Source organism: Coleofasciculus sp. FACHB-712, assembly GCF_014695635.1.
Lineage (GTDB): Bacteria > Cyanobacteriota > Cyanobacteriia > Cyanobacteriales > FACHB-T130 > FACHB-T130.
The window spans coordinates 1-21,290 of the sequence record NZ_JACJOQ010000646.1 but is presented as its reverse complement, the minus strand read 5'-3'; the positions used below and the strand labels follow the sequence as shown (position 1 = coordinate 21,290).

20 protein-coding genes are annotated in these 21,290 nt (G+C 47.7%); 8 read left to right on the top strand and 12 right to left on the bottom strand.

Going from position 1 to position 21,290, the window contains the following annotated elements; translation table 11 throughout:
• The coding region (locus H6F50_RS24365) for a hypothetical protein (RefSeq protein ID WP_206754848.1) at nucleotides 1-417 on the top strand (417 nt) is incomplete at its 5' end.
• 58 nt (nucleotides 418-475) lie between these two features.
• Here H6F50_RS24365 and H6F50_RS24360 read toward each other — a convergent pair.
• The 5 genes from H6F50_RS24360 to petB all read right to left on the bottom strand — a co-directional run bounded on the left by H6F50_RS24360 (nucleotide 476) and on the right by petB (nucleotide 4,694).
• A complete protein-coding gene (locus tag H6F50_RS24360) occupies nucleotides 476-856 on the bottom strand; it encodes a hypothetical protein (protein ID WP_190430669.1) in 381 nt (126 codons plus the stop codon).
• A 119-nt stretch (nucleotides 857-975) separates the two neighbouring features.
• Entirely contained in the window at nucleotides 976-2,136 is a 1,161-nt protein-coding gene (locus H6F50_RS24355) for a glycosyltransferase family 4 protein (RefSeq protein ID WP_190430668.1), read from the bottom strand.
• A gap of 5 nt (nucleotides 2,137-2,141) precedes the next feature.
• Entirely contained in the window at nucleotides 2,142-3,143 is a 1,002-nt protein-coding gene (locus tag H6F50_RS24350; protein ID WP_190414391.1) for a GDP-mannose 4,6-dehydratase, read from the bottom strand.
• 189 nt (nucleotides 3,144-3,332) lie between these two features.
• Complete coding sequence (petD, locus tag H6F50_RS24345; RefSeq protein WP_190414392.1) at nucleotides 3,333-3,815, bottom strand: cytochrome b6-f complex subunit IV; 483 nt, start codon at nucleotides 3,813-3,815, stop codon at nucleotides 3,333-3,335.
• Between the two features lie 210 nt (nucleotides 3,816-4,025).
• Nucleotides 4,026-4,694: a cytochrome b6 gene (gene petB, locus H6F50_RS24340; RefSeq protein WP_190430667.1), complete on the bottom strand. Its 669-nt coding sequence runs from the start codon at nucleotides 4,692-4,694 to the stop codon at nucleotides 4,026-4,028.
• A gap of 181 nt (nucleotides 4,695-4,875) precedes the next feature.
• Here petB and ctpA point away from each other — a divergent pair, with 181 nt between their 5' ends.
• From ctpA to trmFO, 5 genes are all read left to right on the top strand, one after another.
• The gene (ctpA, locus tag H6F50_RS24335) at nucleotides 4,876-6,111 is read left to right on the top strand and encodes a carboxyl-terminal processing protease CtpA (protein WP_190430666.1); all 1,236 of its coding nucleotides are present in this window, start codon (nucleotides 4,876-4,878) and stop codon (nucleotides 6,109-6,111) included.
• 558 nt (nucleotides 6,112-6,669) lie between these two features.
• Complete coding sequence (locus tag H6F50_RS24330) at nucleotides 6,670-9,723, top strand: ATP-binding protein (protein ID WP_190430665.1); 3,054 nt, start codon at nucleotides 6,670-6,672, stop codon at nucleotides 9,721-9,723.
• A gap of 126 nt (nucleotides 9,724-9,849) precedes the next feature.
• Nucleotides 9,850-10,095 carry a hypothetical protein gene (locus H6F50_RS24325; protein WP_190430664.1) on the top strand — a complete coding sequence of 82 codons (246 nt, stop codon included), beginning with the start codon at nucleotides 9,850-9,852 and terminating at the stop codon, nucleotides 10,093-10,095.
• Nucleotides 10,096-10,114: 19 nt separating this feature from the next.
• The gene (locus H6F50_RS24320) at nucleotides 10,115-11,614 is read left to right on the top strand and encodes a site-2 protease family protein (RefSeq protein WP_190430663.1); all 1,500 of its coding nucleotides are present in this window, start codon (nucleotides 10,115-10,117) and stop codon (nucleotides 11,612-11,614) included.
• Between the two features lie 147 nt (nucleotides 11,615-11,761).
• Nucleotides 11,762-13,162: an FADH(2)-oxidizing methylenetetrahydrofolate--tRNA-(uracil(54)-C(5))-methyltransferase TrmFO gene (trmFO, locus tag H6F50_RS24315; RefSeq protein WP_190430662.1), complete on the top strand. Its 1,401-nt coding sequence runs from the start codon at nucleotides 11,762-11,764 to the stop codon at nucleotides 13,160-13,162.
• Nucleotides 13,163-13,269: 107 nt separating this feature from the next.
• Here the strand turns inward: trmFO and H6F50_RS24310 are convergent, their stop codons facing one another.
• The 5 genes from H6F50_RS24310 to H6F50_RS24290 form a co-directional block, all read right to left on the bottom strand.
• On the bottom strand, nucleotides 13,270-13,437 hold the full coding sequence (locus tag H6F50_RS24310) for a hypothetical protein (RefSeq protein ID WP_190414399.1): 168 nt from the start codon (nucleotides 13,435-13,437) through the stop codon (nucleotides 13,270-13,272).
• Between the two features lie 258 nt (nucleotides 13,438-13,695).
• Entirely contained in the window at nucleotides 13,696-14,739 is a 1,044-nt protein-coding gene (locus tag H6F50_RS24305; protein ID WP_190430661.1) for a UDP-N-acetylglucosamine--LPS N-acetylglucosamine transferase, read from the bottom strand.
• Nucleotides 14,740-14,851: 112 nt separating this feature from the next.
• On the bottom strand, nucleotides 14,852-15,505 hold the full coding sequence (locus H6F50_RS24300; RefSeq protein WP_190430660.1) for an FHA domain-containing protein: 654 nt from the start codon (nucleotides 15,503-15,505) through the stop codon (nucleotides 14,852-14,854).
• Nucleotides 15,506-15,508: 3 nt separating this feature from the next.
• Complete coding sequence (locus H6F50_RS24295; RefSeq protein ID WP_190430659.1) at nucleotides 15,509-16,192, bottom strand: hypothetical protein; 684 nt, start codon at nucleotides 16,190-16,192, stop codon at nucleotides 15,509-15,511.
• A gap of 109 nt (nucleotides 16,193-16,301) precedes the next feature.
• Complete coding sequence (locus H6F50_RS24290) at nucleotides 16,302-17,180, bottom strand: hypothetical protein (RefSeq protein ID WP_190430658.1); 879 nt, start codon at nucleotides 17,178-17,180, stop codon at nucleotides 16,302-16,304.
• Between the two features lie 209 nt (nucleotides 17,181-17,389).
• On the opposite strand from H6F50_RS24290, the gene H6F50_RS24285 reads away from it, so the two are divergent.
• Nucleotides 17,390-18,655 carry a glycosyltransferase family 4 protein gene (locus H6F50_RS24285; RefSeq protein WP_190430657.1) on the top strand — a complete coding sequence of 422 codons (1,266 nt, stop codon included), beginning with the start codon at nucleotides 17,390-17,392 and terminating at the stop codon, nucleotides 18,653-18,655.
• Here the strand turns inward: H6F50_RS24285 and H6F50_RS24280 are convergent.
• The gene (locus H6F50_RS24280) at nucleotides 18,616-19,836 is read right to left on the bottom strand and encodes a glycosyltransferase (RefSeq protein ID WP_190430656.1); all 1,221 of its coding nucleotides are present in this window, start codon (nucleotides 19,834-19,836) and stop codon (nucleotides 18,616-18,618) included. The two genes, H6F50_RS24285 and H6F50_RS24280, sit on opposite strands and share 40 nt — an antisense overlap.
• A gap of 195 nt (nucleotides 19,837-20,031) precedes the next feature.
• On the opposite strand from H6F50_RS24280, the gene H6F50_RS24275 reads away from it, so the two are divergent.
• Complete coding sequence (locus tag H6F50_RS24275) at nucleotides 20,032-20,829, top strand: hypothetical protein (protein WP_190430655.1); 798 nt, start codon at nucleotides 20,032-20,034, stop codon at nucleotides 20,827-20,829.
• A 123-nt stretch (nucleotides 20,830-20,952) separates the two neighbouring features.
• On the opposite strand, the gene H6F50_RS24270 is transcribed toward H6F50_RS24275, so the two are convergent.
• The coding region (locus tag H6F50_RS24270; protein WP_190430654.1) for a PP2C family serine/threonine-protein phosphatase at nucleotides 20,953-21,290 on the bottom strand (338 nt) is incomplete at its 5' end.

Sequence of the window (21,290 nt, the reverse complement as noted above, 5' to 3'; positions counted from 1 at the left end):
TGGATAGTTATTCCCACAACCTTGGCGTTAATCTTAACAGGCGCTGGGGCGGCTCGTAGTGATGCCCCAGTGTTAGAACTGTCGTCGAAGTTGTCGAACGATCCGGTCGTCCTTAACGGAGCTTCTGGCGGTCAAACAAGTAGTAATTGCGGTTATATCTCCCAAACCCCGAATCAAGTTGTTCGGGTAACGGCAGATCGGATCGATTACTTGCGCCTGAGTATCCAAAGCAGTGGCGAGCCTACGCTTCTGGTTGATGGCCCAGGAGGACGATTCTGCGTGTTGGCAGATAGTGTTTCTGGAGATAAGCCGGAGATTTCAGGAGTTTGGCTTCGGGGGGATTATAACGTTTATGTCGGCGATCGCGCGGGTGGCACCCATCCTTATACTCTGTCGATTACTGGACAGAATAAATAATCGGTCATTCGTCAGTCGTAATTAATCAAAAACGAGTGACGAATCACTTGATTTTTTTCTAGTCTTCCAGAGAGCGGGCGGATACCTCAACGGCTTCAACGTCAATCGTTCCGGGAGGCGTCAAACGGTTAAAGTGTCCCTGTTCGATTTTGAGCGACTCGCCGCAATTGGGGCACTGGCACTCGGTTCGATTCAAAGCTGTAAATTCATAGCTACAGACGGGACATTGGTCGGCAATGAGGTTGCGTTGCAACCACCAGCGAAAGCCTAGGAAAGCAAGGACTGGTGCGACGAGGATTAAACCTATCAGAATCAGAAAAGATTTCACCAACCAGCCAAGCCCAATCGACCCTAGCAACCAAATGATTAGCACCAGGGTAAGCCAAGAGCCGACGCCAGAAAGCTTGAATTGAAAGGGATTGGGGCTGTTCTGGTTCACGGCAGTCTCCAACAAAAGCAAGGTAGTATGGACTACTTCCATCCTAAATCAGAATCGATTCTCTCTGAGAACAGAGGCCGTTCAGTATTGATTTTCAAACGTGCCTAATCGCATTCAATTCAAACAAGCAGCTGTTTTAACTGCTGGGCAAGGGCATCTTTGCCAAACAAAGCGAGGCTTTGTTCTCGCAACCACTGAGGGTCGCAGCGCTGGTCGTCCCCTTTGAGGATTTCAATACAGGCATTTGCCACGGCTTCTGGATTGCGATGGGGGACGCGCCAGCCTAAACGTCCATCCTGAAGGGGATCGGCGGAGCCATCATCGTTACCGGATAGGACGGGGATGCCACAAGCCATCGCCTCTAAATAGACAATGCCGAAGCCTTCTTGGGAAGGCATGATGTAAGCATCAGCGACGCGGTAATGGTCTACCAGGTCTTCGGTGGGAACGAACCCGGCAAAGACAACCCGGTCGGCAACTCCTAAATCTTTGGCAAGCTGTGCCAGTCGGGGTTGATCGTCGCCACGACCGATCACCAAATATTTGACTTCTGGAAATACTTGGGCGATCGCAGGGATGGCTCGAATGGTAACGTCTACGCCTTTGTAGATATCGCCCGACCACAGCCGCGCTACAGTCATCAAAACTTTGGCACCGCCAAGATTATACCGTTCGATCAATGCGGGTGGCTTCGGGCCTGGAGTAAAGTAATTCCCATCCACCGCACAGGGTAGCATTTGCACTTTCTTGGGGTCTAGGTCATTCACCGCGCAGGCGCGATCGCGGCTATAGCGACTAATTGTCCAAATTCCCTCCGCCTGCTTGAGTGCCCTTCGTTCTTGATTGGCTAAGGGTTCCCAAAATTCTTTTCCGTAAGTCAGCACCGTATAGGGAATCCCCAGCGGCTGACACAGCAGCCTTACCAAGGGTGACAGATTAATATGACCACAAAAAACATGGTGGGGACGGCGTTGTAACAGACAAGCTAGCAGTGAAGTTGCTAGCCTTAAGCGTCCCTTTTGGGGATTTTGGTTTTTGAGATAATGAAATTTGAGGTTTTTTCCCTCAAAGGGATTTGGGCAGCCAACGCCATCCCGTAGCAAAAATACCTCGCCTTTGGCTTGATTTCCCAATGAGGTATAAGACTCCAAAATATCCTTAACGTAGGATTGGATGCCCCCTTCGCATCCAAAAACTTCCAGAAAAATAAATATATGGTTTGCGACTGGTTTAACAGTCGGCTCTAAATAATCTATCTTTTCTCCCACTTCAATACCCATGAATTTTAGGAGTTTTGTTCCATCTGGGCGATGGACGGCACCTCAGCACTTTGTAAACGTTCCAAGTCCTTCAACACCATTTTTTCCAAAAGACCCTCGAAGCTAACTTGCGGTTCCCAGTTGAGTTGGCGCTTGGCTTTCTCTGGATTTGCTACCAGATAGAAATGTTCATCCGATCGCAGAAACTTGGGATCGACAACGACATAACGAGTCCAATCTAGCCCCACACACTCAAAAGCAGTCGCCACCAATTCCCGAACGCTGTGTAACTGACCCGTCCCAATCACGTAGTCTTCCGGTTCATCTGCCTGCAACATCCGCCACATTGCTTCCACATGATCGCCAGCATAACCCCAGTCACGTTTGGCGTCCAGGTTGCCCATTTCCAGGCGATCGCTTAATCCCAATTTAATCGATGCTGCCGCTAAAGACACCTTCCGCGTGACAAAATTTGGAGGTCGTCTCGATGACTCGTGGTTGTATAAAATACCGCTACAGGCAAACCAACCGTAGCGCTGTCGGTGATGTACCATCGTCCAATGGGCGTGCAACTTTGCCGCTGCGTAAGGGTTCATCGGACGAAAAGGCGTATTCTCATCTTGAGGCGACCGATCCACCTGCCCAAACATCTCGGAACTGCTGGCTTGATAAAACCGCGTGTTCAATCCAGCCAGACGCACTGCATCTAACAGCCTGGTCGCCGTACCCGTTACCAAGTCCAGCGTTCCCAGCGGGTCTTGCCACGAATCTGGGACGAAACTGGGAGCGGCTAAATTATAAATTTCTTGAGGCTGTAGTTGTTCCACTACTTCCAACAGAGTCGCGCTATCCCTCATGTCAACCGCACAAACCTCAATCTGGCTGGCGAGGGAACCCAGTTTAGCCAGACTGGATTGGCGGTGCAGCGGTACCAACCCAGCCACCCGATAACCCCGTTCCAAAAGTAAACGGCTGAGATAGTAGCCGTCTTGCCCAGTGATTCCTGTAATTAGCGCTGTCTTTGCCATGAGTCGAGTTTAACCACTTAATGTTGCGTTGGGGCTGGAGTTTGGTTCAGGCAGCTACATCCTATGTTCTTTTATACTTTGCTTTTTCGGAAGCGACCAGATAATACTTAACGCCCGTAGATGCTTCAAAAGCAGCACAAAAGCACTGCTTTTGAAACCCACAGGCGTCAAAGGTAACAAATGATTGTCTTAAAACAGACCCAATGTCAGAGATTTGTCAATGGGGAAGGTGGCACCGATACCCAACCAGAGGGTAAAGAAGGTTCCAAACAGGAAAACCGCCGTGGCCACTGGGCGACGGAAGGGATTTTGGAATTTGTTAACGTTCTCAATGAAGGGAACGAGAATCAAGCCCAAAGGAATCCCTGCCATGCAGGCGATACCCAGCAGTTTATTGGGTAGAATCCGCAGAATTTGGAAAACAGGCCAGAAGTACCATTCTGGGAGAATTTCCAGAGGGGTAGCAAAGGGGTTTGCCGGTTCGCCAATCATCGCTGGGTCAAGCACAGCCAGACCCGTACACAGTGCAATCGTCCCCATAATTACTACAGGGAAAATGTAGAGTAGGTCGTTGGGCCAAGCGGGTTCGCCATAGTAGTTATGACCCATGCCTTTGGCAAGTTTTTCACGTAACTGCGGATCGGTTAGATCCGGCTTTTTTTGGGTTCCCATTGTTGTATGTGTTCTCCTATGCGTTTTGAAAGCTTTGATCTAAGCAAGAGGCAAAGTGGTCAGGGGGTAATAGGGGATAGATGATGCAGGGAAGAAAAATGACTTTCCCACTTTCTCTCCTCTCCCCATTGGGCGTTGGACAGGGGCTGGATATCTCCTGCCCTGCTGTAGGGACGGAAGATATCCCGTCTCTACAGCACTCAGTACTTTTTACAATGGGCCAGAGATGCCTTGCTTGCGAATCATCAAGAAGTGTAGCAACATGAAGACGGCAATCAGCCAGGGCAGCACAAAGGTATGCAGGCTGTAGAAGCGTGTCAGAGTGGCTTGTCCAACGCTGGAACTCCCGCGCATCAGCTCGACGATTTGATCGCCGACCAAGGGAATCGCAGCAGGGACGCCAGAGACAATCTTAACGGCCCAGTAACCAACCTGATCCCAAGGAAGTGAATAGCCGGTGACGCCGAAAGAAACGGTGATCACAGCCAGAGTCACACCCGTCACCCAGGTCAACTCGCGGGGCTTTTTGAAACCGCCGGTGAGGTAAACCCGAAAGGTGTGCAAAATCATCATCAGCACCATCATGCTGGCAGACCAGCGGTGGATGGAGCGAATCAGCCAACCGAAGTTGACGTCCGTCATCAGGTACTGGATGGAGGAAAAAGCCTCGGTGACGGTCGGCTTGTAGTAAAACGTCATGGCGAATCCAGTGGCAAACTGGATCAAAAAGCAAGTCAGTGTAATTCCACCCAGGCAGTAGAAGATATTTACGTGGGGAGGCACATACTTGCTGCTGACGTCATCGGCAAGCGCCTGAATCTCCAGACGCTCCTCAAACCAGTTGTAGGCTTTTGAATCAGTTACCTGCTTAGAAAACATGAACCCAGAGTTCCTAAAAATTTATTGCTGTTTTTGACACGAGCCAACCCCATGAGACAGTTTTCCGCTCTTTTCGGGGGCATGAAGCTGCAATGGGGATCGGTAGACACCGCGATAGAGAGAAGTCTAGGCGTAGCCTCTACAAAAAATGTAACATAGCCCGAAAGGGGGATTCTGTGTCATGCACAAACGAGTGTTAAGGGTTGTATTCGTACTAATCATACAAACTATCTTTACGTTAAGTTGGTGGACTTCGCCAGCGATCGCTTTAACGGAGGAACAGCAGCTTCTATCGGAAGCATGGCGAATTGTCAACTATGCTTACGTGGATGACAGTTTCAATCAACAAAACTGGTGGATGGCTCGTCAGAAGGCGATCAAGCAGCCTCTGTCTAATCGCGACGCAACTTACACGGCAATTCAAAATATGCTCAAAACTCTGGAAGATCCGTTCACGCGGTTTTTAAAACCCGACCAGTACCGAAGTTTACAGGTGAATACTTCCGGAGAGCTTCAAGGGGTGGGACTGCAAATTGCCCTTGATGCCGAAACGGGCGAGTTGCAAGTGGTGGCACCAATTGACGGTTCGCCTGCTGCGAAGGCGGGAATCCGATCGCGCGATCGCATCCTGGAAATTGATGGCATCCAGAGTGCCCAACTGACCCTCGATGAAGCCGCCGCAAGGATGCGAGGCGCTGCGGGCACAGAGGTGAGGCTCCTGATGCAACGGGAGACAAAAACGCCTGAAGAAATTACGCTAGTGCGATCGCGAATTGCCCTCAACCCCGTTTATGCAGTCTTAGATTCCAGCAGTTCTCGCCTCCCGGTGGGTTACATTCGCCTGAGTCAGTTTAGTGCCAATGCCCCAACTGAGCTGGCGAATGCCGTCACCAAGTTGGAGAAACAAGGGGCACAAGCTTATCTGCTCGATTTGAGAAATAATCCAGGAGGGCTTTTGCAGGCAGGCATTGAGATTGCGCGGATGTGGTTGGATGAAGGCACGATTGTCTATACGGTCAACCGACAAGGCATTCTGGGCAGTTTTGAGGCGTCTGCACCAGCTCTTACCCACGCTCCTCTCGTTGTTTTAGTGAATCAGGGAAGCGCCAGTGCTAGCGAGATTCTGGCTGGGGCACTTCAAGACAATGGTCGTGCCCAATTGGTAGGCGCTCGAACTTTTGGCAAAGGCTTAATTCAATCTTTGTTTGACCTCTCAGATGGGTCAGGATTGGCGGTGACGGTTGCCAAGTACGAAACGCCAAACCATCACGATATTAACAAGCTAGGCATTACGCCAGATCGGGAAGTGCCTCTGGAGCCAATTACGCTTGACCAGGTGGGTACGGAAGCAGACCAGCAATACAAAACGGCGTTGGAGGTGTTAACCGCTAATGCGGTCCTTGCGGATGCGGCTTGATTCAGGAGTCAGGGCTGAGGACTGAGGACTGAGGAGTTAGGACTGAGGACTGAGGAGTTAGGACTGAGGACTGAGGGCTGAGGGCTCAGGAGTTAGGGCTGAGGGCTGAGGAGTTAGGAGTTAGGACTGAGGAACTGAAGAGGCACAGGTGCTTCAGGGGCAGATGGATTGAGAGAATTCTTGCTTAGTGCTTAGTCCGTGCTTGGCACCGAACACAACGACTATAAACATTAACGGATATCGCCTAACGGCTGATAATAACAGCCTTCAGTTTTTTTATTTCTGTTGTGAGTAATACCAAAATCGCAAAAAAAGAAAATCTAGATAAAACTTAATAGTGCATTTACCGAAGCGAGTGCAGTAAGTTTGATTCCACAATGAAAGAGCAGTGTAAATTGGGAATCAAGCAATGCTCGGCTTGAGTGGAAATAGATTCTAGAAAAATCTGAGGCTGAGTGAGTTTTAACTGCGATCGCACGGGCCCATGCGATTGCTTAATTTTTAAGGCACGCCTACCACTGGTGAGAGTTTTTACCCCTAAATATAGCGATCGCGCTCATGGTTTTCCTGGCAAACGATCTTAGATACTCTATCAGTCGGTCAACAGTTTTATCTGTTGCCCACTCATTGCTGAAGTTTTTAGCTTCACAACCAGATTCCAGAGTGGTACTCATCGCCGGGGGTAAGTCTGACTTTACTCCGAGCGACCTGTGCCCGGAGAGACAATCAAAAGGAGCGCGGTGCGGGTATGCATCCCCAGAAGCAGGTGCTTTGGGCTTGCCGGAGCTACTGACCCCGCCCAACTGTTTTTTGAATCTGGCAATGGGGAAGCCATCAGCAACCCATTGCGAGAATAAATGTGAGAATCAACACAGATGGTTGCCTTGTTCGTTGAAGCTGCGGAAGTTAACTCGAACCCTTAGCTCAACTCCAGAGACTCAAAGCAAGGTGCCCTCGTTGGTAATTTTGGGACTGGGCGATCGCTTCAATGTGATGTTGCACAGCTACAAAACCACTGAGAATTCTGAACTAAACGCCAATCCTTACGAGCTGTGTTTTGGCTTCGATCCGGCGATTGTGGGCAGTATTTGCGCCGAAATTTCTCGCGGGTTGCACTTAACCCCAGAAATCTCCCCTCTTTTCGAGCGAGCCATTGCCGATTGGTTCCCTCAACCCAATCTCCCAGCTTTGCAGAGCGAATTCACATCAACGCTGGTGAGTGCTATCTTAACCAGTCAAATTAGCACTCAGACTCCAGAAAAAGCAGATACAAATGCTTGTAGCAGTGCTGGGGCGAGTTTAATCGGCAATCCTACAACCGACATTCAGATTAAAACCGCCTTGTTGAGGGAGCCGGGAATCCAGGCGCACCTTGTCCAACCCCCCATTCCCCAGGCTGTAGTGCCGAGTTGGCAACAGCCAGAAAAGTTACTCCAAGAACTGCTACGAATTAGCTGGTCAAGCCAGGGAGCGCAGGTAATTTTGCAGCGTTCGGCGGTGTTGATTCAAGAGACTTTTGGGGTTAGTCGGTGTTTAATTGCGTTCTATAGCGCCAAAGATGAGCGTACCTTGTGGAGTGCGATCGCCCACGATTCATCTATCCCCCTTTCGGCTCGGCAAACTCACGATCCTGAATGGGCAAACATCGAACAGTGCCTTCTCAAACATCATCAGGGCAATCCTTGGGCAACTGAGCGAAACATTGGCTCAACGGCTGCCGAATCTATCTTTTTGACCTGGTTGCATACACACCCGCAGAAAATCGAGCCGCGAGAGATGGCATCTCTACACGGTGCGTCTGGACTGGTTGGTTTGCTACTGCTTGAGCAATGGGATGAGAAGCGGGAGTGGCAACCGGGAGAGCGGCAATTACTGCATCTGGCGCTGCAATTGGTAGAGCGAGGACACAACCTGGCGACGCTTTACCAGCAAGCGGAGGAACGAATTACTCATGCGGCGCTATTAAATCGGCTGGTTGCCCAAATCCGGGCTTCTTTAGAACTGTCCCATATCTTTGAAACGGTGACGCTGGAACTGGGTCATCTTTTGGTGGCAGATCGATGTTTGATTTTTCAGTATTTAGAGGAACAGCAGTGTTGGAAGCCGCTGACTGAATATCGCGCTCATGCTGATATCCTCACAGCCATGAACTTGATCGTTCCCGATCAAAAAAACTGTTGTTCCAGAACGCTGCGAAATCTACAGGTTGTCCAGGTGAGCGATACGCGCTTAGTGGATGACCCGATGAATCGCTCTTTGGCGGCAAAATATCCGGGCGCTTGGTTAATGGTGCCAATTCACCGACAGCAAAAGATTTGGGGCTGCTTAACCTTCGCTCAGGATCAATTTCCCCGTTACTGGCACGAGTCGGAGTTAAGATTTATCACGACCGTTGCCGACCAACTAGCGATCGCTATCTACCAAGCAACCCTTTACCAACAAATTCAGGCGCAAAACCAAACCCTAGAAGCCTTGGTACGAGAACGCACCGCTGAGCTGGAAAGTTTCTTTGATGCTCACCCAGACTACATTTTTGTGGTCGAGCGCGAGAATCTCCGTCTGCGCTTTTGCAATCATGCTTTTGCTCAAAGGATGGGGTTTGACAACCGATATGCCGTTCAGGATCGGTCGATTCTAGAATGCTTCCCGCCTCTGATTGCTAAGTCGTTTGCCAAACAAAATTTGCGGGTTTTTGAATCGGGAGAAACGCTACACGAACAGGAAACCCTAGTTTTCCCAGATGGGATTCACCACTTCGACACTTCCAGAGTGCCGTTGAAGCACTCTAATGGTGAGGTTTATGCTTGCTTGGGGACTTTCCGTGAAATTACGGAGCTAGTGGAGACGAAGCAGGCGCTATCTCTGAGAACCGAGCAGTTGCAAGATGCCTTGACTGCTGCGAATGCAGCTTCTCAGGCGAAAACTGAGTTTCTAGCAACCATGAGTCATGAATTGCGGACACCGCTCACATCTGTGATTGGGATGTCCTCCGCTTTAATGCAACCGTATTTTGGCGAACTGAGCGGAAAACAGAAAGAATATCTCAAGATTATTCACAATAGCGGACAGCACCTGTTGCAGCTGATTAACGATATTCTCGATTTATCTAAGATTGAATCCGGTAAGGCGTCTTTAACCCTCAGTCAGTTTTCTCTGCGTCAGGTAGGGATTGAAAGTTTGGAACTGCTGCAAGAAAAGGCTCAAGTCCAACAGGTGAAGCTAACAGGGGATTTCGCTGAGTTGCCTCCCGCCGATGAATTTTGGGGGGATGAACGGCGCGTGCGGCAAATCTTGCTGAATCTACTCTCGAATGCGGTAAAGTTCACACCACCAGGGGGTGAGGTATGGCTGCGGATGCAGTGTGAAAGTAACCAGGCGATGATTGAGGTGGCAGACACGGGAATTGGGATTCCGATGGAGAAACAGCATCTTTTGTTTGAGGCGTTTCAACAAATTGATAGCTCTCTGCATCGGCAGCACGAAGGGACTGGGTTGGGATTGGCTTTAACTCGCCAGTTGGTGGAGATGCATGGCGGCACGATTAGCTTCCATTCAGAGGTAGATGCGGGAACGGTATTCGTGGTTTATCTTCTAGCCCAAAATCCAAAGTGAAGGGGTGAGAGAGAATCGGTCGCAAAGAATCAATAAAATCTAGCGACATCTAGCGACTCTCGACTTTGTTTTCGGCAAACCTTCAAAACAATCGGTCGGGATATCCCCTGGGTTTTCTACAATGGAATGGGGTGTTCCATCCGATGTGTCCCGATTGGGTGGAGATGCACAAATGGTGTTAAGGATGGTGTCAAGGATAGCCCGTTAAAGTTTTACGTGCTGGATGCGGCTGTTCCTTCGAGGGGTTATAAGTCGGGATGGTGGCGCTGTATTCTGGAGAATCTGCTTGCACTTTGCTCTTTTAAGCAATTGGCTGGCACGTTAATTGCCAATCTGGAATGGCTAATTGCTAGCCAGTTAATTCTCCTGTAGACCAATTCAGATTTAGATCATGGAACTCTGGTTGCTCCTACTGTTACTAGGACTGTTTACTTACTTCATCGTGAAGCGCAGTGTTGCCAGCATCACCCGAACCCCAATCTGGCTTTTGTGGATGGTGATGATGACACCGGCATTCATTTGGAGTGCCTGGATTTTGGTCTACGGTGAAGATAAGCGAATGCCGCCAGCTTTGGAGATTGCCCCGTTTATCATTTGCCCGATATTGTACTGGCTGCTGATTCAGTGGGGGCGTCGAGATTTTACCCCGCCGCCAAAACCGCAAGAAATGGTGGCGGAACAAGCTCAGAATCCATCTGAGGTACAGCCTGTTTCTGCTAGCGACGCAGGAAGTACTGTCCGTCCGATTGATAAAACGGAAGAAACGAATCTTCGCAATTGCTTTCCCTGGTCTATCTATTACCTCCAGAACATCGATTACCGACCCCAAGCGGTAATTTGTCGCGGCAAGTTGCGAACGAATCCGGAGGTGGCGTACCAGACAATTCGGGAGAATATTGAGAAATTATTTGGCGATCGCTTCTTTGTTGTCTTTCAAGAAGGTTTGAATGGGAGTCCGTTCTTCGCACTGGTTCCCAATCCCCAAGCTCACTCGCAGGCACAGCAGCAAACCGAACCTTTAAAACGACCGGCTTTAGCCTTAGGGCTGCTGCTTGTAACTTTGTTTACCACTACTTTAGTTGGGGTGGAAATTTCAGAAGTTTCTAACGCCGCACTGCAATCTAACCCAGCTTTGCTGTTAAAAGGACTGCCCTATGCTTTGGCATTGGTGGCTATCTTAGGCATCCACGAACTCGGTCATTACCTGAGTGCCCAATATTACAAAATTCGCACCACGCTGCCTTACTTTATCCCCGTTCCTTTTTTCTTGGGCACATTTGGAGCGTTCATTGGGCGGCGATCGCCCGTACCCAGTCGCAAAGCGTTATTCGATTTGGGCATTGCTAGTTCCGTCGCTGGTTTTTTGGTGACGTTACCGCTATTGTTTTGGGGATTAGCCCACTCGGATGTGGTTGCTGTGTCGGAGCAGTCGAGTATCTTAAACTTCACTTCTTTGAATCCCCGGTTTTCCCTGTTATTAACTTTGCTAAGTAAATGGGCTCTGGGATCTGAACTGACAGCAAACATGGCAATCAAGCTTCACCCAGTGGGAGTGGCGGCTTATATCGGTTTTATCTGGACAGCGTTTAAGTTGATGCCGGTAGGACATCTGGATGGCGGTCACATTGTCCATGCCATGTTTGGACAACGAAATGGGGCGATGATTGGTCAAATTAGCAGACTGTTGATGCTGGGATTGTCTTTAGTTCAGCCAGATTTGTTTATTTGGGCAATATTCTTATTCTTGATGCCAGTTTCTGATGAACCGGCGCTGAATGATGTGAGCGAACTTGACAACAAGCGCGATCTCTGGGGATTGTTAGTTTTGGCGCTTTTAGTGAGCATTCTATTGCCAGTGCCAGGAAATCTCGCGCAGTTGTTGAAGGTTTGATTCAAATAATTGAGTAAACGGTAATTGGTAATTGGTAAAAATTTTTAAGGGAGACGCGATGAATCGTGTCTGAGTTATGAGTTGTGAATTCAAGAATTTTCTTGTAACTCATCACTCTCATTAGCCATTAGCAAAGGAATAAGAACAATGGAAAAACAGCCGATTCAGGTGATAGGTGGTGGTTTAGCGGGGACGGAAGCGGCGTGGCAAATTGCGAATGCGGGTGTGCCAGTGGTGCTGCACGAAATGCGACCGTTACGGTTTAGCCCCGCCCATCACTCCGAACACCTGGCAGAATTGGTGTGCAGTAATTCCTTTGGGGCAATGTCGAGCGATCGCGCAGCCGGTCTTTTGCATGAAGAATTACGTCGTCTTGGCTCAATGATTATTAGTAAAGCCGACGAACACGCGGTTCCCGCTGGGGGTGCCTTGGCGGTGGATAGGGGCGTATTTAGCCGCGAATTGACAGAAATCCTCGCGAATCATCCCCTGATTGAGTTACGACGCGGTGAATTGCGCCAAATCCCCACAGAAGGCATTGTCGTCCTCACCAGTGGCCCGCTAACCAGTCCCGATCTGGCTGAAGATTTGCAGCAGTTCACGGGCATGGAATACATGAGCTTTTTCGATGCCGCCAGCCCGATTGTGGTGGGAGAATCGATTAACCGGGATGTGGCTTTCTTGGCTTCTCGTTACGACAAGGGAGACGCGGCTTATCTCAATTGCCCGATGAATCGGGAGCAATATCTCCACTTTAGGCAGGAACTTTGTAAGGCTGAACAAACGGAACTGAAAGACTTTGAGCGGGAAACGGCTAAGTTTTTTGAAGCTTGTCTGCCGATTGAAGAACTGGCGCAGCGGGGGGAAGATACGATGCGTTATGGCCCGTTGAAGCCGGTGGGACTGTTTGATGCCCGTAAAGGCGATTTCCGCGCTCCAGAAAATCAGTCGCAACGTCCTTATGCGGTGGTGCAGTTGCGTCAAGAAGATAAGGTGGGGCAGTTGTGGAATCTGGTAGGATTTCAGACGAATTTGCGCTGGGGCGAACAAAAGAGAGTGTTTCAGCTGATTCCAGGGTTGGAAAATGCTGAGTTTGTGCGGCTGGGCGTGATGCACCGCAACACGTTTATTAATGCGCCCCAACTGTTAAAACCTTCTTTGCAATTCCACAAACGCGCCACGTTGCTTGCGGCGGGACAGTTGGTGGGGACTGAGGGCTATACGGCAGCGGCGGCGGGTGGCTGGCTGGCAGGGACGAATGCGGCGCGGCTGGCTTTAGGCAAAGATCCGCTAACGCTACCAGGAACGACGATGATGGGGGCGTTGTTTGAATTTATTAGTTCGGCGTCATCAAAGCATTTTCAACCAATGCCGCCTAATTTCGGAATTTTGCCGGAACTGCCGACTCGGATTCGCAATAAGCAGGAGCGATATGGAGTTTATCGCGATCGCTCTTTTGCCGATTTAGCGAGTTGGAAAGCTGCGGCTAAATTGCTCGTTCCCAAGCTGAGCTTGGAACGAGAAGCAACAAGCGCTTCCATTGAATAAGGAACGGGGATTTAATTAACCTCCCATTTTGCATAGGGAGATGGCGCTGCCATCCCCTACAGAATGGGGATGAGTGTACGTGATTTAATCCACCTTCCTCAGTAGCATTAAGATCCCATGAGTCCGAAATAATAACTTGCAGCAACCACGAGAATTGTTAATACTCCGATTGTCGTGCTGATAAGAAATTGCTTAGAGGTTTTTTGATTAAGCTCCTGTTTACTTTCACCTTGCTCAGTGGTAGCCCCACGATTGGTTGCTTCGTTAGTTTTCATGGTTGTTAATGGTTTATGGTTATTTAGTACCCAGTTTGCTACAACTGCCAGAAACTTCATCTAACTTAAGAATTATCAAATAAATGTATACAGCGATACTTAATAGCTTTATACTTAGTTGTCTAACAAGCAGAACTGGTTGCTTAAGAATTGAATTTAACAATCTTTTGCTAAGGCTTTTTTAGGCTTTAAATTACCTAAAGCAGCTTGTACAAATGATTTTTTGATAGTATATTTTTATAATGGAAATCTGTGCGTTCAGGTAAATTGTTTCTCAATTAGCCGTACTGCCTCTACAGCACCATTAGGATAATCCGCAGGGCGATTGGATACCTGATTTTGCAGCATTGCCACAGTCGCGATCGCGTCCTCAATCTCTTCAACACAGTAGGCGCATCGCAAAGCCCTAACCTTTTGACGGTCATATAGTCGCTTAAAAGCAAAAGCAACTAACGGGACGCCTACCGCAGCACATTCATGAACCGTGTTATAACCAGCGCCGCCAACAACGACATCAGCAGCTGGGAGGCATTCAATTCCTGGCGAATGAGACACCCAGAACTGCGGCGGACATCCCTCTGGACAGACGGGTGCTAAGACACGCACCGTTGCCTCTGGAAACGCTGCATCTAGGTGAGTTGATAACTTACCAAAGAAAGATAATTCGGAAGCTTGTCCAGCGGCACAGACAAGGATAATCTTTTTTCTAACCTCCGCTGGTGGGGTTTGTTTGTGTAGCTGCGACTTACAATCGCCAGGTTTATGACACAAAGCATCAAGACCAAGTAGCGATCGCGCCTTTTTTCTATCTGGCAGTTCCTCAGCATTGCGAATTAACCAGGGACTGGTGTAATAGACAATTGGTAAATCTGCTAGCGGCGAATCTTCTCCATCTCCCGGCACAATAACCGCATCAAAGTTTTCTTTAACAAAAGAACGCAACTCAAAACGGTGAATATAAGCTGGGGTGATATCGCGGTGAACTAAAATTCGGGGAATGTGCTTTAACTGGGGCAAAATATCTGCCAACTCACCACCCAACCCGCGAGGAAAAGTATCGACAATTAAACAGTCGTACCGGGTGTTTAATAAAACATCCCGCACTTGTTCGCAAGTCGCCCCAAAACCAGCGTCAGGTGCAATGATTTGCACATCGCAACCCTCACCGCCCAAGTAAGTTGCATAAGGGGTATTCGTAAGAATTTTGACGTAATGGTAACGGGTAGCCATTCGTCCGAGAGATAAGCTACGGGTAAGATGTCCCCAACCGCCTCCCAAAGCATAAATTAACCAAATTGACATTTTTGGAGTTTTCAACGCAAAGAACACAAAGGTAAACGCAAAGGTACGTTAAGGAATCGTTTTTTCTTGGTGTGCCTCTGCGTTATCTTTGGCGTCCCTCTGCGTTAAAAATTTAACTTGCCCCCATATCCATCTCAAAATCGGCATCCATTTCCCCTTCTAGACTCATATTGTCTGCTTCGGTGAAATCGACATTGCCAGTTTCCGGGTCATAATCATAGCGATCGCGGTTGTCATAGTAGTTGCTGCCCCAATAACCGCGATTGTAGTTACCATATCCAGAGTAATAGGAATAATCGTAGTAATAGGGGTTATTATCTGGGTAACTACAATAAGGACAGCCAATGTTTGTAGTGCGTCCGCAGCGACGTTTGAAGAGAAATCCCACCATGCGATCGCATTCTCCACTTGCACCGATTCCCGATGAACTGGTAGTCTGGCTGCTGCTGGGATTGAGTTGAATTTCGTAGGGGCCAATTTGCAAGCGATCGCCATCGATTAGCGTACTACTGGGCAACCGGACGCTGTTAATTAAGGTGCCAGTACTGCTATTTTGATCGACTACGATTAACTCGCCATTCGCTACATCAATTAGAGCATGATATTCAGCCACTTGCTCGTTGGCTAACACAATTCTAGCAACCCGATTGCCATCAATTTCTTGGGGCATTGAGGCAAATTCTCGGCCCAAGGCGACAGGCGTTTCTAACATGGGTTCTCGTCTTTCGCCGGTGGCTGGATCTATCCAACTCAGTTGAATTTGCAAGGATTATTTCCCTCCCGAACGATTAACTGCGTAAGCTAAAGCGGCTTTTTGTTCTTTGCTTAAAACGTCGAACCCGAAGCTAGCGATCGCAATTGCGCTTACCTGAGATTTTGTAGAAAAAACTGGTTTGTCGGCTGCATTGATCAGAGAAGTTTTACCATTCTTTACTTTCACCTTGTAAAGCGACTGTTTATCCGGTGACTCAACCTCAAAACCGTAATCTCGCGCTTTAATTCTGTAAATTTCTTTATCTGTCGCATCTTCTAACTTGTAATCTCCATCATTCTGTCTTCGCAAAACATACAATTCTTTTGTTTGATCTGCATTCTCAATCTTCCAGTAACCCTCTTTGGTTACAACGTAGCCTAAAACTTTATCGGCAGGATTCTTGATTTTTACTTTCCCCCCACCATCAACATTAAATCGAGCTAACTCTTTGTCTTTCCCATCAAGGTATTTAGCCCCATCCGCCTCTGGTTTCAAGGCAAAATCTTCCGCACCCCCCTCTTGTTTAAATTTTATCTTCTCTGTATTAGTCGTCACCGCTGACGAATTATTTTGAGCAATTGGAGATGTTTGCGGGTTAGATGTTGTAGATACTTCTGGTGCCTGCTTAACAGAATTACTACAAGAACCTAGCAGTATTACCGCTGCCAAAGCTAAGCCGGAGAAAAATGTTCTGTTCATGTTATTCCTTGTTCAAGTTTCCACCAAAATCCTTTCTTTATTTAGTAACAGTTTGCATAATTAATGTTCCGGATTTTTGCAAACAAACTAAATATGTTTTTACTTTTACTTACTTTGCCTTAGATAACATCCGAGCTAAATTTAGAACTTGATACAGACTGAGAAACATCATCGTGATAGTTTGATATAATGTTTCTTCGTTCCAAGGCATCGAAGGTGGCATTTTCACGACTAAGTTTATTCCCTTATCCGTCACTCTCATCCGTTTTACCTTAGTCAGTTTTGGAATTTTTACTGCATTCACAGCTTCATTGTTCAGAACTTTGATTGCCCCGTACCGTCGTTGCGGATAAGTTAAATCCAAACTGATATCTAATCCCTTGGCTTTCGATTTCGTTTTGTATTTTGATTTGCCGCTTCTAGAAGTTTTCCATCCATAAGCGGTCTGATTTAACTCAGAAGTTGTTAATACAAAACGAGTTTTATCTAAAAATTGTCCTTCCATTTTTAGCCAATCATCTTGGAAAATATCTATTTTAAATCCTGATTTCGAGGGATGGGCAACTGTTTTAATCTGCTTAGATTTTTGATAGGCTGGACTGAGATCTAAATGAACACTGACCTTAGCTTCCTTATCCATATCTCGCTCCAGCATTTCCAAAATTTTTTCCGTTAATGCATAGCGATGATTTGGTAAATTTAATCGGCTATATTTACTCCTCCTTATTCCTGCATAAATCGCTACGATCGTACATCCTAATCCAACAAACAATAATAAAATAGTTACAATATTTCCAAATAATTGAAGCCCATCTCCCATCTCTCCTACAACTATCATTAAAATGAACGCTATAACAATTGAAGTAATCGCACCAATAACACATTTAGTTGCTAAACTTCCAAACTCTGTTTGCTTTGCCTCCGAGGCTCTATCTAGGGTTGCCATTTCCCTTAAGTCTTTGACAATATCAGAAACAGCAGCCGTCACCGAATAAGTCAGAGATTTGCGAAAGGTTTCTAAATTTATTGACATTTGTAATAAAAATTCAATATCAATGAATCGGGGATTACGGAAGGTAGCGATCGCTTACCTAAAATCACACTCAAACGCTTTGATAACAGATACGTTCTCGGAAGTGGTAATTATCGTTACAAAAAGTTAGAATCTTAGGGCAAAATTGAGTCATAGTTTAGTTGATGAACGATTCTAGAATAGTTTACGTTTCTTTTGATACCGTACCAGCGCCCAAGGGAGCCGCAATTCATATTTCTGCTTTTACTCAAGCTTTGGCAGATGCTTTTGGCGACATTCAGCTAGTGACAGTTTCCCCGACAGCCTACGCAGTAAATCAGAGGGAATCACCCCATGTTATCCAATCCATGTTACCTGCGCTAGGAGATACATTAATTAATCGAGTGCTTTATTTTCGCGCGATGCTGGGCAATTGGTGGCAGAATCAGTGGTTTGAGACAGTGCATATCCGTTCTATTTATGAAGGATTTCCCATTGCTCTAAACAAAGAAAAATTATGTAAGTATTTAATTTTTGAAGTTAATGGATTGCCATCAATTGAACTAAAATATCGCTATCCAGCAGTAGCAGAAGATCGGGAATTATTACACAAATTAAAGGCACAAGAAAAAATTTGTTTAGAAGCATCAGATTTAATTTTAACGCCTAGTTCCGTAACCAGAGACTATCTCCAAACAAGAGGGGTTCCCGGCTCAAAAATCCGCGTCATTCCCAATGGAGTTGATTTAGATATATTTACTTATCGTCCTTCAAAATTTAGGGATGCCGAGTATCCAAATCTTCCCTATCAGGACAAGGAAACGCCACCCCTACAGATTGAAAATGATTCAATAAAGACTCAGCCTCGATTTCAGGTGTTATATTTTGGGACATTTTCCCCTTGGCAAGGGATTAATCTTGCTGTTGAAGCACTGGCACTTGCTGACCGGGATTTTCCTACTCAATTAACAGTCATTGGACAAGGTCGCGGCTTTCAGATTTTAGCCTTAAAACGGCTAGCTTTAAAACTAGGAGTAGCAGAGTCTCTCACGATTTTAGACCCTGTATCGCAAGCGGAACTCGTCCAAAAAATTCATGCATCTGATGTAATTTTGGCTCCGTTGACGCCCAATGACCGAAATCTGGTTCAGGGTTGTTGTCCTTTAAAAATTTTGGAAGGAATGGCGACAGGTACGCCGGTAATTGCTAGCGATTTACCTGTGGTGAGAGAATTGGGTGTGGATGGGGTACATTTCCTGCTCGTCAAACCAGGTTCTGCAAAGGAAATTAAAGATGCCTTGCTGAGGTTAAAAACAGAACCGGAATTGGCAATAAACTTAGCAAGGAATGCCCGTCAGCAGATTGAGAATGATTACACTTGGAAACACGCCGGTGATGCTTTGGTAGCAGCTTATGAGGAACTTGGAATTAAACGATCGATAACAGTTTGAAGCCGCTGATTTTCATGTTTTAGAGAAAATTCAGCGAGAATGCGATCGCGCCCTGCCCTCCCAATCTGACGCCTAGCACTTGGCTCTAAATCTAAACACTCCAGCACCGCCTCACCCAGTCGATGTAACTGGGAACGAGGAAGCAAAAATCCACTTTTCCCATGCTCAATCACCTCTGGAATTCCACCGGCATCGCTGGCAATACAGCAACAACCACAGGCGATCGCTTCTAGCAGCGCATTCGGCATTCCCTCCCATACCGACGGTTGCAGATACACATCACACAGCCGCAGATGCCCCGCTACCGCCGCAGGACTCGCTAAATGTCCAGTGACAATAACCCGCTTGGCGTTTTCTGGATGCTGAGTCACATAGAGTTGTAGTGCTGCTTCTTGGGACGCCCGCACTTCCCCGATAATTAACAAACAGGCAGGACGTTGGGCGCGGACTGTGGTTAAGGCATTCAGAAGAAACTGCTGCCCCTTCTTTTCTCGTAATTCTCCAGAAAATCCCAGTACCGCTTCATCAGGAGCAATGCCCAAAGATGCTCTCAGAAGGGATGATTCATGAGTTGCGCCGATAATGGGGGGCGAAAATACCCGTTCGTTGACGCCATTTTTTAAAACCATCACATCATCCCGCTGGGCGAGTAGCTGAATCTTTCGCGCCATATCAGCACTCACCGCCGTAATCAAACGGGCATTTAACAACGTCCATTGCAGTCGCGCAAAATCCCCCGGTGGAAACATGGCTCGATCGATATCATTCCCACGGGCGCTTACCGTGCTGGGAAGCCCATTTGTCGCCGCAAACCAAGTAGCTAAGAACCCACTGGGGAAGACATAGTGCCCCCAAACAGCATCGTACCCACGGCACTGATGCAGCCAGTCGAGGACGTTGAGCGTATGGGGCATCGTCATATCCCAGTGGCGATATAGCCCCACCCGATGGACTTTGAGATGTTTGACGATTTGGAAATCTTGACTTTCAGCGTGCCCGGTTGCTCCCCCTCTGGCAACATCTGAACTCCGGACTTCTCCCGGTTGCAAGTAACGACTCCACGCCACAACGTCTACTTCAATGCCCAACTGGCAGAGAGCGGCGGCGATGCGTCCGGCGCTACTCGCTAACCCGCCAATATCTGGGGGAAATCGTTCCGTGAGAAAAAGAAGACGTCTCAAGGGACTCTAAAGGATTGCTACTAGGACTGTTTAAAGTCTAAAGTCTAAAATGCGATCGCTCAGTTGTGAATCTGATTCCCTTAACGTTTTGTCCAACACAGAGTAATTTCATGAATTTTTGTTGCATGGGCTTTCGGTTTTTTGGGACAACCATTTTATGCTGTGGGGGCAATGTTTATTTGTAAGGAGAAAAGCATGGGTAAATCAAACACAATTGATCAACAAGCGAAATTAAATGCGGACTTCCAGAAATACATCAACGACCAAACCACAGCCCTAGATACTATGACCACGAAGGCTCAAGGGGAAATCCAGACTACAATCGACACCTACTATAAAAAAGGAAATTGGAAAGATGCCGCTCCGCTGATCCAAGGCAAGTACGAGCACTTGACCACCGAGTCCGAGTGGTCGCTCGACAACGTATCGAAGATGATCGAAGCGCTGCGCGGTGCCATTTTCGGTGCCCCTGCACCGGCGGGTAGCACAGCACCGGCTCAGAGCTCGGATCTGGCTGCCAACGTTCAGAAGATGTCGGATATGACACTATTGATTACAAGCGCGGCCTTCAATGCGATTCAAGGTATCATGGCCACGTTCACCTCGGGCACGCAGACCAGTGTTCAGCAGGACTTCGCCACCAAGGAGCTTGCGCCGGGTCTGACACTATTCGTGTGCGTAATAGAGAACCAATATCACAGGTCGGATTTTCTGAATAACAACACGATCCTTCAGACAGGCTATGTGTTTGACACGAGATTCTCGATTGAGCAGGCGGGTGAACTCGCCAAATTCAACCAAGTGCAATCACTCATAGCAGAGCAGAATACCTCCGAGACCTTAATCAGTAAGTTCGACGCGGCGCTTATTGGCCTTGATGTCACCGCCGATGACTATGACGCGAAATATACAAAGTACCAAGGGAACTTGGATAAACTCAACGCCCGAATTGCCGATTTGAAGGATTTGATTGACAAGTTGAAAGCAAAATAATGACCTAGTAGACCTCGGCTTGAGTCTAACAACCGTTTGTAGTGTAAGCGAGCGTCTCGCTTACAGTGTCATCTTGCTCACACTACCGTAGATGTGAAGCTGACTTTCATTACCCCATGACCGCTATTCCTTCTCACCCGCCCCGTCAATCGCTACCAGCACCACTGTAATATTGTCTCTGCCCCCTTTATCCTTAGCAGACTCGACAAGGGCGTCGGCTGCCTTTTCCAAGGAAGTAGACTTGAGGTGAGTTGCAATCAACTGATCCGAAAGTTCTTCTGTGAGTCCATCGCTACACAGCAGCAGCCTGTCGCCTGCTTGCACATCCAGCGGTTGGATCTCAATCAAACGCAAATCTTTACGACCCAGACACTGAGACAATACGTGACGCCACGGGTGCATTTTAGCTTGTTCGGAAGTCAGCTCCCCGGCTTTCATCGCCCGTGCCACCCAAGTATGAT

Excerpts from the sequence above, each read along its gene's own strand:
- H6F50_RS24355 (WP_190430668.1), bottom strand. The coding sequence starts at position 2,136 with ATGGGTATTGAAGTGGGAGAAAAGATAGATTATTTAGAGCCGACTGTT.
- H6F50_RS24350 (WP_190414391.1), bottom strand. The coding sequence starts at position 3,143 with ATGGCAAAGACAGCGCTAATTACAGGAATCACTGGGCAAGACGGCTAC.
- petD (WP_190414392.1), bottom strand. The coding sequence starts at position 3,815 with ATGGGAACCCAAAAAAAGCCGGATCTAACCGATCCGCAGTTACGTGAA.
- petB (WP_190430667.1), bottom strand. The coding sequence starts at position 4,694 with ATGTTTTCTAAGCAGGTAACTGATTCAAAAGCCTACAACTGGTTTGAG.
- ctpA (WP_190430666.1), top strand. The coding sequence starts at position 4,876 with ATGCACAAACGAGTGTTAAGGGTTGTATTCGTACTAATCATACAAACT.
- H6F50_RS24330 (WP_190430665.1), top strand. The coding sequence starts at position 6,670 with ATGGTTTTCCTGGCAAACGATCTTAGATACTCTATCAGTCGGTCAACA.
- H6F50_RS24325 (WP_190430664.1), top strand. The coding sequence starts at position 9,850 with ATGGGGTGTTCCATCCGATGTGTCCCGATTGGGTGGAGATGCACAAAT.
- H6F50_RS24320 (WP_190430663.1), top strand. The coding sequence starts at position 10,115 with ATGGAACTCTGGTTGCTCCTACTGTTACTAGGACTGTTTACTTACTTC.
- trmFO (WP_190430662.1), top strand. The coding sequence starts at position 11,762 with ATGGAAAAACAGCCGATTCAGGTGATAGGTGGTGGTTTAGCGGGGACG.
- H6F50_RS24310 (WP_190414399.1), bottom strand. The coding sequence starts at position 13,437 with ATGAAAACTAACGAAGCAACCAATCGTGGGGCTACCACTGAGCAAGGT.
- H6F50_RS24305 (WP_190430661.1), bottom strand. The coding sequence starts at position 14,739 with ATGTCAATTTGGTTAATTTATGCTTTGGGAGGCGGTTGGGGACATCTT.
- H6F50_RS24295 (WP_190430659.1), bottom strand. The coding sequence starts at position 16,192 with ATGAACAGAACATTTTTCTCCGGCTTAGCTTTGGCAGCGGTAATACTG.
- H6F50_RS24285 (WP_190430657.1), top strand. The coding sequence starts at position 17,390 with ATGAACGATTCTAGAATAGTTTACGTTTCTTTTGATACCGTACCAGCG.
- H6F50_RS24275 (WP_190430655.1), top strand. The coding sequence starts at position 20,032 with ATGGGTAAATCAAACACAATTGATCAACAAGCGAAATTAAATGCGGAC.